Origin of the sequence: Nocardia cyriacigeorgica (genome assembly GCF_010858045.1) — a bacterium.
Taxonomy (GTDB): Bacteria; Actinomycetota; Actinomycetes; order Mycobacteriales; family Mycobacteriaceae; genus Nocardia; species Nocardia cyriacigeorgica_E.
In genome coordinates this window covers 1-14,114 of the sequence record NZ_JAAGVC010000012.1, presented here as the reverse complement: position 1 = coordinate 14,114, position 14,114 = coordinate 1, and the positions used below count along the sequence as shown (strand labels likewise).

Sequence of the window (14,114 nt, the reverse complement as noted above, 5' to 3'; positions counted from 1 at the left end):
GGTACGATCCGCGTCTGCAACTCTGCACCACGTAGCTGCCATGACCCGCGCGGCCGCGCGGTGGCGCCAGAATTCGCCGATAAACATCGAGTCAACGCCCCGAACCGGCCAATCGTCAGGCCGGACACGCAACCACCGATTGTCGTTGAGGTCCGGGCCGCCGGTGTCGGTCTGCGCAGCTGGCGAATTCAGCGGTGCAGGGCCATATCAGGGTCGGCGGTAGTGCCTGCGTCGCGGACCGCGGGCACGGTGAGTAGCCATCCGAGCGCCACGACCGCCGCGCCGGCAAACGGGATCGCTGACGAGGAACGGTTGTCGATGAGGTAGCCGCCGAGAGCCGCGCCGAGAGCGCTGCCACCGTAGAGCCCGCTGATTCCCAGCGCGAGGGCGAGCATGGCTCGCTGGGGATCTATGGCCATGATCCCGGCTTGAATGGCAGGGCTGAGCGCCCAGGCGAAGATCGACCAGATTCCGATCATGATGAACAGTGCCGGGGTGACAGTGGTGGCGTGGGTGATCATCCCGCCGACCATCAACAGAATCCAGCAGACAGCGGTCACTTGTATATCCCTGCGAGTTCTCGGCATTTGCGTCGGCCGGACGGACCTCGGCCGATGCGCCGGAGTGGCTGGGGAATCATTCCGGACACCGGCCGAGGGCTGAGTCGATGGTCAGGGTCGAGCGGGGCCGGTTCCCGCGCCTGTCGCCGCTATGGCGGCGGCGATGTCGTCCTGATCGGCCGGGGTCAATTCGACCGCACCCGCACCGCGCCAGCCGTCCACCTGTTCGGGTCGGCGGGCGCCCACGATCGCTCCGGTCACCCCCGGCCAGGCCAGCACCCAGGCGATGGCGACCTCGGCCACGCTCACACCACGGCGTTCCGCGATGGGGCGCAAGGCATCAGCGAGAGCGAGGTTGGCGGCCAGGCCAGTGGTGAAATCGGCGTGTGCGGCCCGCCAGTCGTCGGCGGGCAGGGCGGCGGCGCGCTCGGCCGTGAACGCGCCGGTGAGCAGCCCCGATTGCAGCGGCGAGTATACGATTACGCCAGTGTCGTGCGCTGCGGCCCAGGCGATTTCGGCGGCCGCGGAGCGGTTGATCGCGGAGAACGGCGGCTGGATCACATCGACGTGCGCGACACTCTCGGCTCGGTCGAGCAGGTCAGGAGTGTGGTTGGACAGCCCGATCGCCCGTACCTTGCCCTCGGCCTTCAGGTCGGCCATGACCTGCCAATACTCTTCCAGCGGAGTCGCGTTCGGGGACACCGAACCGTGGCCGTCGCCGGCGTACTCGAGGGATTCACCGGTGTCGGGCCAGTGCACCTGGTAGAGGTCGATGCGGTCGACGCCGAGCCGGCGTAGCGAGTCTTCGACCTCGCGGCGCACACTGTCGGGGCGCATGATCCGGCTGGGCGCCGCGCTGGGATTGTCAGGGTCCCAGACCAGCCCGGCCTTGGTGAACACGAACGGCCGGTCTGCCTCGGGCAGGCCGGCGATCGCCTGCCCGACGAGTTCCTCCGAATGTCCCAGCCCGTACACGGCAGCGGTATCGACCCAGTTCACGCCGGATTCGATGGCATGGCGGATGGCCGCGACCGACTCGGCGTCATCGGTCGCGCCCCAGCCGAAACGCCACCCCGACCCGGCAACGGCCCAGGAACCGAAACCGACTCGGGTGATATCCATCCCGGTCAGTCCGAGCCGGCGGGTGGGGATGATACTGCGCGCAGCGTTATCACACATTCTCTTCTCTCGTTCTCTTGCAAGCGGTTTCGATGAATATGGCTTCGCAGCGACAGATACTCCGATGGACCGGGCGAATGCGTTGCCAGGATTGCGCCCGGATGAACCCGCCGGGCACGAGGGATATTCCGTCGCCTGGATTACCGTGGCCGTCCAGCGGTGATGACGCTGGGTGGATCGGCTCGTCCAGCGGTGCGCCACAGGGCAAAGCCGCCGAGCACGATGCCGGCCAGCGCGAGCACGGCGGCCACGATCGCACCGGCTCGCCCGTTGCCGGTGCCGAAACCATCGGCGGAGCGGGCGATGTGCCAGACAGCAAGCGCCATGCCGGTCGACCCGATCGCTTGCGCCGACACGGCGAGAACACGACCGGCACCGGGCCGGCGGGTGGAGCGAGTCAGGGCCAGACTGCCGGCGAGCAGGCTGATCACCGCGACAACCGCAGCCACCACGGCTCCGAATCTGCCGGAGCCAGGACCGTAGGCGGCGGCCCAGTAATGTTCGGCCGCCGCTGCGGCAGCCAGGTCCTCGATGAACACTGTTGATTCTCCTTCGCGTTGAGCGTGCGGGCGAGAGCGGCTGTCCGGTCCTGGTATTCACCCACCGCCCGGATCGATCGTTGAGCAGGGCGACCGGTGCTACCGCCGCACTGTGTCGTTGCGGGCGAGGGCGCGCCTCCCCTTCCCACCCTCACGTTCAGGGCTTGTCGATTCGACGTGGATCGACCCGCGCGATGACGGCGTGCTGTCGCCCGAGGACGAGAGTGTCGTCACAGGACCTGCGGCTGCCTCGGCGCGGCGTGCGCGTAGTCCGCTGATCAGGCACAGCACCACCCCGAGAACGGCCCAGACGACCAGTACCGTGATGGCGGGGAGAGCGCCGCGGCCGTCGAAGAACGCGGTCGATCGCAGTAACCGACCACCGGCCCCGGGCGGCAGCAGCTGCCCGAGTGCGCCGGACCAGCCCGGCAGCATCTCGGGGGCGGTAGCCGTGCCCGAGAGTGGGTTGCCGATCAGCATCATGACCACGGCACCGATCCCGATTCCGGCGTAACCGAACACCGATTCGAGCCCGACAACGGTCAGCGAGACCGCCGCGATGCTCAGCGCAACGGCACCGGCATTGGCCGGGTAGGAGCCGGCGATCGAGCCGAACCAGAACTGGAGGATCCCCGTCACGGCCAGGCCGCCGGTGACCGCGAAGGCCAGTGACGCGGCGACACGACGACCGGAGCCACGCACGAGCTTGGTCAGCAGCACCGCGGCGAGCAGGCCACCCATGACCAACGGCAGGGCACCGGCGGACAGGCCGGCGCCACGCGGGTCGTCGGCGGGCAGGGCAGCGAGGTCGCGAACCGCCGGGGGCGCAGCGGTATTCCCGTCCTGCCCGAGCCCGGCCGCCATGGTCTGCAGGGTCTGGGCGACCGCAGTGCCGGCCGCCGAGGCGACGATGACCTGCGGAGCGCCGGAGCTGAGGTCGATGGCCCCGTACACCCGACGGTCGCGGATGAGTTGTTCAGCGCTCGCGGTGTCGGCGACTTCAGCGATGTCGAAGCCGCCCGGCACCCGTTGCTCGAGTGCGGTCCGGATCTGGGCGACCGCGGGGGCCGGCCCAGCGACAGCGATCGGCACATCGTGCACCGAGGACCGCACCGAAGGCCACGCGAAGGCGATGAGCAAAACGCTGGTGATGATCGTGAGCACGACAACCGCTCCGGCCACGGTCGGCCATCGTGACGGATGCTCATCGGTGGCGAGCGATGCCCGCGTGATCATGTCTACTCCCTTGAACGGTCTGGTCGTGGGCCTGTGTCAGCGCACACAGTGAGTGGGCTTTTCGGCGTCGACGCAAGACGAATGCGTCTCGTTCGATCGGGGCCGGTGCGGGCGCACGGTGCGCGGTGTTCTCGATACGAGCGCTGTCGCACGCGGTAGCGCTGGCGATAGCGACACACCGGTGTCTACGCGCTCGGCGCCGTAAGGCCCTCGTCCCGTGCCTGCAGCAGGGCGGGCCGGTGCTCCCCGTCCTTCGGCCAGTGGTGAGACCCAGGCTTGTGCGCCTCGGTCACCAGATGCTTGACACTGGCGGCGCAGGAGTACTCCTTGAGCCGGCGACCCATGAACCCGGTGAAGTACATACGCTTGGCCGTGTCGTCCTTGTGCAGGAGTTGGAAAATCCCGGCGCTGCGGCCGAAGCTGAAGCACATGGCCTGGAATGCCAGGTCGATCGGCGCCGGCCGTTGCCCCGCGATCCGGGCGAGCACCGTGTCGGCGGCGTGGGCGCCGAGGCATCCGGCGATGTAGGCACTCATCCGGAACGGCAGATCCGACGGTGCCGACGCGTCGCCCGCCGCGATGATGCGATCGCTGTCGATGCTGGTCAGGGTCTCGTCGGTGATCATGCGCCCGAGGTCGTCGGTGCTCAACCCGCTGCGGTCGGCCAGATCGGGCACACCGAAACCGGCAGTCCAAATGGTGACCGGACTCGCCAGGATGCGGCCGTCGCCGAGTTCCACCGTTTCCGGCGTCACCGCGGTGACCGACGCCTCCGGCCCTTCGATCACTTCGACGCCCAGCTCGGTGAGGTATTTGCGGGCCGTGCGCCGAGCACTGGGGTGCAGGGACGGGCCGGCGACACGGCCGCAGACCAGCCTGACACTGCGACCCTGTTCCGCGAGCTCCGCAGCGGTCTCGATACCAACCGGGCCGCCCCCGACGACCGTCACCGTGGTCGTCATCGGCGTGTCGAAGAGCGCCGACCGCAGCCGCTGCGCGGCCTCCAAAGTCGCGACCGGATAGGCGAATTCGGCCGCCCCCGGAACCTGCGGGCCACCGCTGAGGCTGCCTACCGCGTAGATCAGGTAGTCGTAGCCGATGCTGCCACCGCCGGCGAGGGTCACGGTCCGGCCGGTCGCGTCGATGCGCGTCGCATTGTCGACCACCAGCTTCACGCTCTCGGCGAGTACCTCCTGGTAGTCGACGACGGCATCGTGGGTCCCGCCTACCAGCTGGTGCAGCCGAAGTCGCGGGACGAATACCTGCCGCGGATTGATCACGGTCACGGTCACGTCCTCGCGCTGCCGCACACGATTGGCGGCCATCACTCCGGCGTATCCGCCGCCGACCACGACTACTTCGATGCCCTTGCCCATGATGTCTCCTTCGATCCGAGTGGGTCGAAAACAAGACACCGACCGGGCGAGCATCCTGACATCTTGTGACTCAACTCACACTCGCGGGCAACCTTTGAGCCGCCGCGCGATCCAGACACCGCTGCTTCCGCACGCACGTCGTCGGCCGAATAGGGCGCGTGAAGTGATTCACATCACCGGTGCACGCCATCGAGGCGGCCACCGACCGCGCCGACACCCGTCCAGGACTTCGGGTCGGCCTCGTCACCCGTGGCGAACTAGGCGCCTCGCCGGGCCCCAAAGCCCGCCGCGTTTCGATCCGATCTCGGAGGTCTTGCCGTAATCGATGACCGAGTTCGACCCGTTCCGAGACTAGAGGTGTTCGAGCCGCTGTTGATCTGCCTCGCCGAAGGCCGCAAAGTCGGCGCAATCGGGCCATGAGCGTCGGTCGATGGGCTCGGCTTGCCGACTGCCATCGTGAGCATTCACTGCTTCGGCATGGCTTCGACCGCAGCCGCGAAGGCGGGATGGGCCCGGACGACGATGTCGGTTTCGCTGAGGATCGGCTGAACTTCGGCGTATCTGGTCGATCGTTCATGGATCACGTAGGCGATCATGAGGAGCCCGGGGAACCAGCCGGGCAGGAAGGCGAGTGCCAAGTACGGTGACATCGGCCCGCGCACGAACCCGAGGTAGCCCCCCATCGTCAACCCGATCATCGGAATCAGACCGACCGATACCAGGGCGATGCTCAACACTCGCGACCATCGTCGGTGCCGCACACATCGTGCGCAGAGGCCACTCACCGTAGAGTTCGGCTGCGGTCGAGGGCGGAACGCGGCTGAGCCTGCGCCATCCCCATGCGAGCGCTGAACCGAGGGTGGTTTCGACGCGAACGTTGTTGTCCCAGTGGAACTTCACCACCGCAGCCCCACGCTCAACCGCTGCTTCGCCGTGCTTGCTGCACACGGGCGGCAGCGGCCTGCGCAACTGCATCGACACGTGGGTTGGTTCGACGTCGGCCCGAACGGCAATCGTGACGTCCCGCTCTATTCGAGCCATCCACGCTGCCGGCGGTCTCGGAAGTACAGGTCGTCATCGTCTGGCTCGTCCGGTGTGACGATCAGGTCGCGGTTGGGTTTGCGGGTGCCGGGAATCAATCGTTCGGTCGATGTCTTCTCCGGGGTAGCCGATGGTTGCTGCGGCTGCTCGGATGGCCGCTGACCGTCCCGTGCCGGGTCGGGTGACGTCGTCGGCGGAGTTGGTTGGGCCGGCGCCTGCCGGTAGCGTTCGAGTACCGCAGCGACGCCAGTATCTGCCTCGCGATATCCGACCACTGAGTAAAAGGCCGGATCAGCACAGTCGCGGCGGCTACGGCCGCGAGAACAACGATCAGCGCTGGCAGCAACCGGAGCACAGTCCGCCGGAACGTGTATCCGATGCGTACCGCGCCGGTCGACTCGACGCGGCGCAGAAGTGAGCCGGTGAAGAAGAGCCCCGGCAGCACCAGGAAGACGTCCACACCCCCGGACACTCGCCCGAACCACATGTGGAACACCACGACCAGCGCGATCGCGACCCCACGCAGACCATCCAGATCCCGGCGGTAGGTATCGGATTTCGACGTCGACGGGGCAGTCGCCACGCTCGACACCACGATGGAGCCGCTCACTGTTCGAGAGCAGGATCCCGACACCGCGCCGAATACACATTGACGGTGACGCTGGCACCACGAAATCTCCTACCGCAAATCCCATGCGCCCCCGCGTCCGGCGGCGCAACCGATCATCGATCGGTTAACCAGGAACAGCCGACCCGGCAATTCGAGCAGCCCTATAGCGCCGCACCCTGGCCCGCCGTACTGGCGACGAGAGTATCGATCACGCTCAGCGCTACAGGACGGCACCGACATGGCCGCCAGATGCAGACGAATCCGCCCGCGCGCCGGAGGCGACAGATGCCATCCTGCACTGACTTCGGGCCGCCGGCTGGGCTGGTTGAGATCGCCTAGGTGGTGTGGGCACATATCACGTGGTAGGCGCGTGGCGCATCCTCCGGGAAGACCAGCACCCGGATGCGTGGAGCCCGGCCGGGAGCCGGAAATCCCGTCGTGGTCGAACGGATACCGTTGGCGCGGAGAGTGTCTCGGATACTCCGCGCCCCCTCTTCGCTGGTGGCGCTGGCTATCGGGAACAGAAGCCCGTATTCCTCTTCGGCACCCTGCCTGCTTGCCCTGCGCCGCAGCCTCACCGCTCGCCTCCGGCGCCGCTAGCACGTCGTTGATGATCGCGGAGCACCGCCAGCTGCCGGCGTTCTTCGGCATGCTCGATCGCCGCAGCCCGGGCGGATTCGGCCGGCGGATCCGGGCGCAGGAACGATCCGGGCCCCGGTGCGCCTGCCGCGCCGAGTGCGTTCATCGTCTTCGGAACCCTGGCGCCCTGGTATTCGAGCGGAACCGGGTGCCCGTGCTCGTCGACCCGTCCCAGCGGTTGATGTATCTCGATGTATTCGCCATGGGGTAGCCGTGTGATCACGCCGGTCTCGATGCCGTGGACGAGCACGCTGCGATCGCTGCGCTGCAAGCCCAGGCACATCCGGTAGGTCAGGTAGTAGGCGGCAGGCGGGGCGAGCAAGACCGCGATCCGGAAGAACCACGTGGTGGCGTTCAGTGAGAGGTTGAACGTCAGGGCGAGGATGTCGTTGACGCACGCCAGGGTCAACACGAGGTAGAAGGTCAACGCCATGGCACCTATCGCTGTGCGCACCGGCACGTCTCGGGGCCGTTGCAGCAGGTTGTGGTGTGCTCGGTCCTTCGACAGCCGCTTCTCGATCCACGGATACACAACCAGCACTGCCAGAACCAGACCCATCACCACCGCGACCCAGAACGCCGCGGGGATCGTGTAGCGGCCGATGTACAGCTCCCACGGGGGCATGAGGCGCGCGATCCCGTCGGTCCACATCATGTAGAAGTCCGGCTGCGACCCCGCCGAAACGTGAGCCGGGTTGTAGGGGCCCAGATTCCAGACCGGATTGATCTGCAGCAGCCCGCCCATCAGCGCCGCGGTCGCGAGAGTGAACATGAAGAACGCGCTCTGATCGAGCGAGAACACCGGGACGATGCGGGTACCGACGACGTTGTTCTCGGTCCGCGCCGGGCCGGGGAACTGGGTGTGTTTCTGGTACCAGACGATGCCGATGTGGGCGATGATCAGCGCCAGCATGAGCGCCGGGAACAGCAAGACGTGGGTGATGTAGAGGCGCGGAATGATGATATCGCCGGGGAAGTCACCGCCGAAGAGCAGCCAATGCAGCCAGGTTCCCACGACCGGAACAGAGATGGTGATGCCGGAGAACGCCGCGCGTAATCCGGTGCCCGAGAGCAGATCGTCGGGCAAGGAGTAGCCGAAGAACCCTTCGAACAGGGCGAGTATCAGCAGCAGGCAGCCGATGACCCAGGTGACTTCACGTGGCTTGCGGAACGCGCCGGTGAAGAAGATTCGTCCCATGTGCACGATCATCGAGGCTACGAAAAGTAGTGCGGTCCAATGATGTACCTGTCGGACGAACAGTCCCCCACGCACCTCGAAACTGATGTTCAGGGTGGACTCGTAGGCACGCGACATGGTCGTCCCGCGCAACGGCTGATACGCGCCGTCGTAGACGACCTCGCTCATCGATGGGTCGAAGAACAGTGTCAGGTACACGCCGCTGAGCAGCAGGATGATGAAGCTGTACAGAGCGATCTCACCGAGCAGGAACGACCAGTGCGTCGGGAATACCTTGTTGATCGAACGCCGGACGAACGCCGCGCCACGGTAACGCTCGTCGGCGGCGTCCGCACTCCGGACCACAGTGCTCATGAATCCACGACCTCCCAAACCTCGATGGCGGCTGCACACAAGACGTCGCAGAACCCGCGTTTCTGACATGTTGTGATGCACATCACCGTCGGGTGTCTTCGCCTGCTCGCCAACGGCTTCCACGTCCTGCGCGATATGCGTGCACGTCGTCAGCGCGAGAACGCCGCCGTACGGCCACTGCCCCAGCCACAGATTGTGGCGCGGGTCACGCGCTGGGGCTGTCACGGAGGACCGCATCGCTGACGTCTTATGCCGGACCTCAGGACTCGAGCTCGGATAGACAGGAATCACGTGATGACGCGGACGGAGCAGGCAAGGGTATCGCTGGCCGGGAAGGTAGCGGTCGTGACCGGGGCGGGGTCCGGTATCGGTGCGGCAACCGCGGCAACGCTGGCGGCGCGGGGCGCGCGGGTGTGCTGCGCCGGACGCACTCTCGACGCTGTCGAGCGGACGGCCGAAACGATCGTGGCCGCCGGAGGCGAGGCGTTCGGGCGGCAAGTCGACGTGGCGTCCCCCGAGGACAACCATGCGATGATCCGCGAGACGGTTGCCCGCTACGGCGCCGTCCATATCGCACATCTCAACGCCGCGACAGGGCACTGGGCCGATGTTCTGGACTACCCGTTAGAGGAATGGGACCGCACGATGGCAGTGAATCTGCGCGGCGTACTGCTCGGCCTGCAAGCGGCCGGCGGCGCGATGCGCGAGGTAGGAGGCGGCTCGGTAATAGTCACATCGTCGGCGGCCGGGCTCACCGGTGTGCGAATGTCGTCTGCGTACTCGGCGTCCAAGCACGGTGTCATCGGATTGGCCAAGTCGGCCGCCCTGGAGCTGGGGCCCGTTGGTATCCGGGTCAACACCGTCTGCCCGGGCTACGTCGCCAGCAACGACCTCACCCGGAAGATCGGCGAGGACCTCCACGTCGGCAGCCGATTCCCACTGGGCAGGCCCGGACGCAGCGAGGAGGTCGCCGACCTGGTCGCCTTCCTGGCCGGCGACAGCGCGTCGTTCATCACCGGGGCGGTGTTCACCATCGATGGCGGCTGGCTGGCCGGCGGCATCGACCTCCAGGACGATTCCGCGGAAACAGCCGGCACCGACCGGGTTGCCGCGCTTGCCAATACCTATTCCCCGGCGCCCAGGCCGTGACCGAGAACAAGCGTCAGGACCCTGCCACCGAGGTTTTCCTCACCCACCGCAACCTGCTCTTCACGGTGGCCTACGAGATGCTCGGCTCGGTTGACGACGCCGAGGACGTCGTGCAGGAGACCTGGCTACACTGGGCGCGCGTCGATCTGGACACGGTGCGGCACCAGCGTGCCTACCTGGTCCGGATCACCACCCGGCAGTCTCTCACCCGGCTGCGTACGCTCACTCGGCGCAGGGAGTCATACATCGGCCCCTGGTTGCCCGAACCGCTGCAGACCACGCCCGACGTGGCCGAGGACGTCGAGCTGGCCGACAACATCTCGACAGCGATGCTGCTGGTACTCGAGACGCTCACACCGACCGAACGCGCGGTCTTCGTGCTCCGCGAGGTCTTCGAGCTGCCGTACGGCGACATCGCCGAGACCATCGGCAAGTCCGCGGCGACAGTTCGACAGATTGCGCGGCGAGCGCGCGATCATGTGGCGGCTCGGCACACGCGGATGCGGGTCAGTAGATCGGAGCGACAGGCCGTGGTGGAGCGGTTCCTGCTGGCGCTGCGAACCGGGCACTTGCGGGACCTGATGGAGGTGCTGGCGCCGGATGTGGTCCTGATCGCAGACGGCGGCGGGCTTGTCACCGCCACAAGGACTCCTCTGCGCGGGGCGGAACGGGTCGCGAAATCGCTCGCGCGCCTGAACCGGGTGGCGGCCACGTTCGCGACCACGACCGTGTGGCTCAACGGCACGCTCGGCGGCCGAATCGACATCAACAGCGAGACAGCGGCGCTGAGCCTCGTCGTCGAGAACGAGCGGATCACCCAGATCTACGCGATCGCAAACCCACGGAAGCTGGCGCGGCTGAATGAACCGGTCGCACTCGCCAGGTGAGCCCCGAATGTCAGAGCGGGCGCAGTGGGTCGGGTTCCCAGGTTTCTGGGTCCGCGACCGGCATGCCGTACCCAGGGCGTCCCGATTGATCGATGCCGTGGGCCTCCCATGTGTACAGGTGGATCTCCACGCCATCGGGATCGTCGAAGACCAACAGCCAGCCGATCGAGGCGTCGATGACCGGCGAATGCGGGATCCCGAGCCCGTCGAGGTGGGTCGCCCACTGCTCCAGATCGGCGCGGTCGTTCACCGCGAAGCCCACCGGGTCGAAGCCCTTGCAACCGGTCGCCGCCACGGGATTCTCGCGCAGAGCGACCAGGACCCGGCCGAGACCGGGCATGTCGCCGGCCGCTCCACGCACCACGCCGTCGCTGCTGTCAGCGAACTGCAGGGTCGGGCGCATCCCGAAGACTTCGCGATACCAGCGCACCGAACGCGACAGGTCGGAGACCGGGATCTTGACGTGATGAATACCTGCGAGGTCGGGCATCGGATCCACCTCCTAAATTTAGCCGCAGTGACACTGCGGTTAATATTGATAGAATCCTCCTCGTGAGCCGACCCGTCAAGAGGCCCTACCGGGCCACCAAACGAGCCGAGGCCGCTGCCGCCACCCGATCCGCGATTCGGCAGGCCGCCACCGAACTATTCGTCGAACGCGGATACGTAGCCACGACGATGCGGGAGGTCGCACGCCGGGCGGAGATCGGGGAACGCACCCTCTATGACGCATTCCCCACCAAGCTCGCTCTTTTCCGGCACGCGCTCGACGTAGCCACGGTTGGCGACGAGGAACCGGTCGCCGTGGCCGAGCGACCAGAAGTACAGACCGCCCTGGCCGAATCCGATCCGATCGCGGCCGTCGGCATGATCGTGGACTACACCGCTGGCCTGCTCGAGCGCGCCGGCGATCTCATCATGGTCGGGGTCGACGCCGCATCGGCCGATCCAGAATTGAAATCCGGCGCCGACGCAGGAGCCGCCGCAACCCGTGCATTCTGGGCCGCCTTCGTCCGAAGCCTCGCCGAACACGGCAGCTTGCGGCCCGACATCGACCCCGACACCGCCGCCGACAGCCTTTTCGCCCTCGCTTCACCACACGTGTTCCGACTATTGCGCCGCGAAAGCGGCTGGCCGGCAACCAAATACCGAAACTGGCTGGCGAGCGCGGTGACCGCCCACCTACTCACACCCTGATCGGTTCACCAACACCGATCCCGCCGCGTCCGCCGTTCTGCCCCGAAAATGGACCTCGATGACCGCCTTGGTGTGATTCCAACCCACAGCACCCGGCCCCTCCGAAGCATCGCTTCGTCGAGCATCCGGAGGGTCCTCCGGAGCATATCGACGATGACGATCTCCAGCCGGTCGGCCAGATCCCGCAGCTGATCCAGTAACGCGATCGCGGCACCGACGACGATTTTGCCGTGGCATGTCCCGACCATGGCGTCAAATGCTTGCGGCAAGTTCATCAACGAGATCGGCGACGCGGGTCGGATGGTCGTCGAGGGCCAAGTGTCCACAGTCTGCGATCACCCGCAGCTCGGTACCCAGATGTGCGCTGACGGCAGGGCGAAGGCGCTGCGGCGGCAAGAAGATGTCGCGGGAGCCAGTGGCGACCAGGGTCGGAACCGACCGACAGCCGGCGAGTAGTTGCGGGCTCAAAGGCGCTGGCGCCAGGGTGGTCCGGCAGTACCGGGCGACCAAGGTCATCCATTCGACCAGGTCCGGTGTGGCACCGCGTGTCGGGCTCGTCATCAGCTGCAGAAGTCGACCCGTGCTGGTGTAGGACGGGGCGGCGAGCCAGCGGAGGGTGGCCGTTAACAGGCGGGGCGGCACCGCCAGACGCACGAGCCCGGCGGGCGCGACCAGTACGCGGCCAGCGATCCGCTGCGACGAACAGGCCAGCGCTATCGCGCCGCCCAGCGAGTGGCCGAGTAGCACGGCCCTATTGGGCACGGTTTGCTCCAGCGTTTCGTCGAGCCACCGGCCGTACCAGGTCATCCGGTCCCTGCTCGGCCGCTGCGACGCGCTGAGTCCAGGCTGGCCTGGTATGTCCAGGGCGATGATTCGGCGCCGCGAGGCCAATTCCGCCAGGAATGGCAGTGAGGCCGCGGTGTTCATATTCGTTCCTGGGACGACCACGATTACGGGCTCCGGCTCGCGTGCGTGGCCGAGTTCCACGACACTAGTCAGCCCGGCCGAGGTCGTAATGCTCCACTGCCGGTGAGAGATGGCCGAGTCCTGCAACTGGGTGTTGCACCACAGACGGATCAGTTCACGACTGGGTGCGTTGAGGTAAGCCGACCTCATCGGCTCACCCGGCCCAGATCAATCTGATGATCGCGGCAATCAGCAGAAGCGCGCGGCAACGGGCGTCGATGAGCAGGATCGCGGTGATCTGTCGTGCTTCCGGCCAGGGTCCTCGATGCCAACAGCGCGGGCCGTTGCCGGGAAGGAGGTGAGCTCATCAGTGCAAGTCATCTTTCGTCGACGTCGGTCCCGACCCCGGATGGGGCCACGCACGCCGACCAGACTTCCCGGCTCTCCTGGCCGTAAAAGATGCCGCATACCCGCTGAAATAGCAAACACAGCCCCGCGCAACCCCTCCGAGCAGCGCCCACCCGTTGCAGCCGCTGCCAGTGAAGATCTGGCTTATGCCGTATCAGCCTGAGGCAATGGTCGGCAGCGTACTGTTCATGCCAGCGGTCGACGAGCGGCACCAGTTCGTTGAGCATGAACGTGCAGAAGCCCTGCATCTCGAGACCCGCGAAGAGGTGACCATGTCCGGCCCGATCGCGTCTATGCTTTCCTGCGCCACCCGCGCTACGCAGGGCCGCGACCAAGCTGTTCTGCTGCGACATCAACGCCGCCCAGGCCGTGGATCGAAACCGGTGATGGTCTGCCGAATTCACCCCCGGGGGCGCCCTACTCGCCACCGGCACCTTCGATGGGTATGGGCTTGATATTTGGGCAGTGCGCAATCGCACCCTCCCGATGCACCTCGCCCACGGATTCGACCGTGGCCGAAACCGTTCCGTACGCGGTTCGGTCCGCAATCAGTCCGCAGCAGTGCCTGAGCGTGTCCATGACACCCAACGACACCAACGAGCAAATTCGCTGGTCAGCGCGATATCACCGTCGGGGCCAACACTCCCCCATCACTGCAAACATCGAAAGCGACGGTCTCAAAAACCGTTGTCCTCACGGACGTGTGGGTTCGAGTCCCACACTCGGCACTCACATCCCTTCGCCCACCCCTGTTCGCGGAAAGCGCTCACCAACGGGGATGTTCGTCGTGTTTTCCGGGGGTGCAACCCCCCAGACCCCGCCCGGCGGGCTCCGC

General features: G+C 66.6%; 12 protein-coding genes and 1 pseudogene. 3 read left to right on the top strand and 10 right to left on the bottom strand.

Going from position 1 to position 14,114, the window contains the following annotated elements:
• Positions 1-188: 188 nt before the first annotated feature.
• The 8 genes and pseudogenes from GV790_RS30555 to qcrB all read right to left on the bottom strand — a co-directional run bounded on the left by GV790_RS30555 (position 189) and on the right by qcrB (position 8,732).
• Positions 189-560 carry a hypothetical protein gene (locus GV790_RS30555; protein ID WP_175585888.1) on the bottom strand — a complete coding sequence of 124 codons (372 nt, stop codon included), beginning with the start codon at positions 558-560 and terminating at the stop codon, positions 189-191.
• A 111-nt stretch (positions 561-671) separates the two neighbouring features.
• Positions 672-1,682: an aldo/keto reductase gene (locus GV790_RS13685; RefSeq protein WP_163813735.1), complete on the bottom strand. Its 1,011-nt coding sequence runs from the start codon at positions 1,680-1,682 to the stop codon at positions 672-674.
• 197 nt (positions 1,683-1,879) lie between these two features.
• A complete protein-coding gene (locus tag GV790_RS13680) occupies positions 1,880-2,278 on the bottom strand; it encodes a DUF6223 family protein (protein ID WP_218586414.1) in 399 nt (132 codons plus the stop codon).
• 99 nt (positions 2,279-2,377) lie between these two features.
• Positions 2,378-3,514 carry a hypothetical protein gene (locus GV790_RS13675; protein WP_218586413.1) on the bottom strand — a complete coding sequence of 379 codons (1,137 nt, stop codon included), beginning with the start codon at positions 3,512-3,514 and terminating at the stop codon, positions 2,378-2,380.
• Positions 3,515-3,699: 185 nt separating this feature from the next.
• On the bottom strand, positions 3,700-4,890 hold the full coding sequence (locus GV790_RS13670) for an NAD(P)/FAD-dependent oxidoreductase (RefSeq protein WP_163813734.1): 1,191 nt from the start codon (positions 4,888-4,890) through the stop codon (positions 3,700-3,702).
• A gap of 464 nt (positions 4,891-5,354) precedes the next feature.
• Positions 5,355-5,627, bottom strand: a complete 273-nt coding sequence (locus GV790_RS13665) for a hypothetical protein (protein ID WP_163813733.1) — start codon at positions 5,625-5,627, stop codon at positions 5,355-5,357.
• A gap of 536 nt (positions 5,628-6,163) precedes the next feature.
• Positions 6,164-6,526, bottom strand: a pseudogene (locus GV790_RS31095) (acyltransferase family protein); the annotation flags it as partial.
• A gap of 589 nt (positions 6,527-7,115) precedes the next feature.
• Positions 7,116-8,732: a cytochrome bc1 complex cytochrome b subunit gene (gene qcrB / locus GV790_RS13660; protein WP_163813732.1), complete on the bottom strand. Its 1,617-nt coding sequence runs from the start codon at positions 8,730-8,732 to the stop codon at positions 7,116-7,118.
• 294 nt (positions 8,733-9,026) lie between these two features.
• On the opposite strand from qcrB, the gene GV790_RS30750 reads away from it, so the two are divergent.
• Positions 9,027-9,881 carry an SDR family NAD(P)-dependent oxidoreductase gene (locus tag GV790_RS30750; protein WP_163813731.1) on the top strand — a complete coding sequence of 285 codons (855 nt, stop codon included), beginning with the start codon at positions 9,027-9,029 and terminating at the stop codon, positions 9,879-9,881.
• The gene (locus GV790_RS13650) at positions 9,878-10,768 is read left to right on the top strand and encodes an RNA polymerase sigma-70 factor (protein ID WP_280211731.1); all 891 of its coding nucleotides are present in this window, start codon (positions 9,878-9,880) and stop codon (positions 10,766-10,768) included. Before GV790_RS30750 ends, GV790_RS13650 begins: the two co-directional genes overlap by 4 nt.
• A gap of 10 nt (positions 10,769-10,778) precedes the next feature.
• Here GV790_RS13650 and GV790_RS13645 read toward each other — a convergent pair whose 3' ends face one another.
• Positions 10,779-11,258 carry a VOC family protein gene (locus GV790_RS13645; RefSeq protein WP_163813729.1) on the bottom strand — a complete coding sequence of 160 codons (480 nt, stop codon included), beginning with the start codon at positions 11,256-11,258 and terminating at the stop codon, positions 10,779-10,781.
• A 62-nt stretch (positions 11,259-11,320) separates the two neighbouring features.
• Between GV790_RS13645 and GV790_RS13640 the strand changes: the two genes are divergently transcribed.
• A complete protein-coding gene (locus tag GV790_RS13640; protein ID WP_163813728.1) occupies positions 11,321-11,965 on the top strand; it encodes a TetR/AcrR family transcriptional regulator in 645 nt (214 codons plus the stop codon).
• Positions 11,966-12,217: 252 nt separating this feature from the next.
• Here GV790_RS13640 and GV790_RS13635 read toward each other — a convergent pair whose 3' ends face one another.
• A complete protein-coding gene (locus tag GV790_RS13635; protein ID WP_163813727.1) occupies positions 12,218-13,081 on the bottom strand; it encodes an alpha/beta fold hydrolase in 864 nt (287 codons plus the stop codon).
• Positions 13,082-14,114: the final 1,033 nt, after the last annotated feature.

What these genes read in the sequence shown, in the direction of transcription:
- GV790_RS13645 (WP_163813729.1), bottom strand. Translation starts at nt 11,258, where the DNA reads ATGCCCGACCTCGCAGGTATTCATCACGTCAAGATCCCGGTCTCCGAC.
- GV790_RS13670 (WP_163813734.1), bottom strand. Translation starts at nt 4,890, where the DNA reads ATGGGCAAGGGCATCGAAGTAGTCGTGGTCGGCGGCGGATACGCCGGA.
- GV790_RS13675 (WP_218586413.1), bottom strand. Translation starts at nt 3,514, where the DNA reads ATGATCACGCGGGCATCGCTCGCCACCGATGAGCATCCGTCACGATGG.
- GV790_RS30750 (WP_163813731.1), top strand. Translation starts at nt 9,027, where the DNA reads ATGACGCGGACGGAGCAGGCAAGGGTATCGCTGGCCGGGAAGGTAGCG.
- GV790_RS13685 (WP_163813735.1), bottom strand. Translation starts at nt 1,682, where the DNA reads ATGGATATCACCCGAGTCGGTTTCGGTTCCTGGGCCGTTGCCGGGTCG.
- qcrB (WP_163813732.1), bottom strand. Translation starts at nt 8,732, where the DNA reads ATGAGCACTGTGGTCCGGAGTGCGGACGCCGCCGACGAGCGTTACCGT.
- GV790_RS13635 (WP_163813727.1), bottom strand. Translation starts at nt 13,081, where the DNA reads ATGAGGTCGGCTTACCTCAACGCACCCAGTCGTGAACTGATCCGTCTG.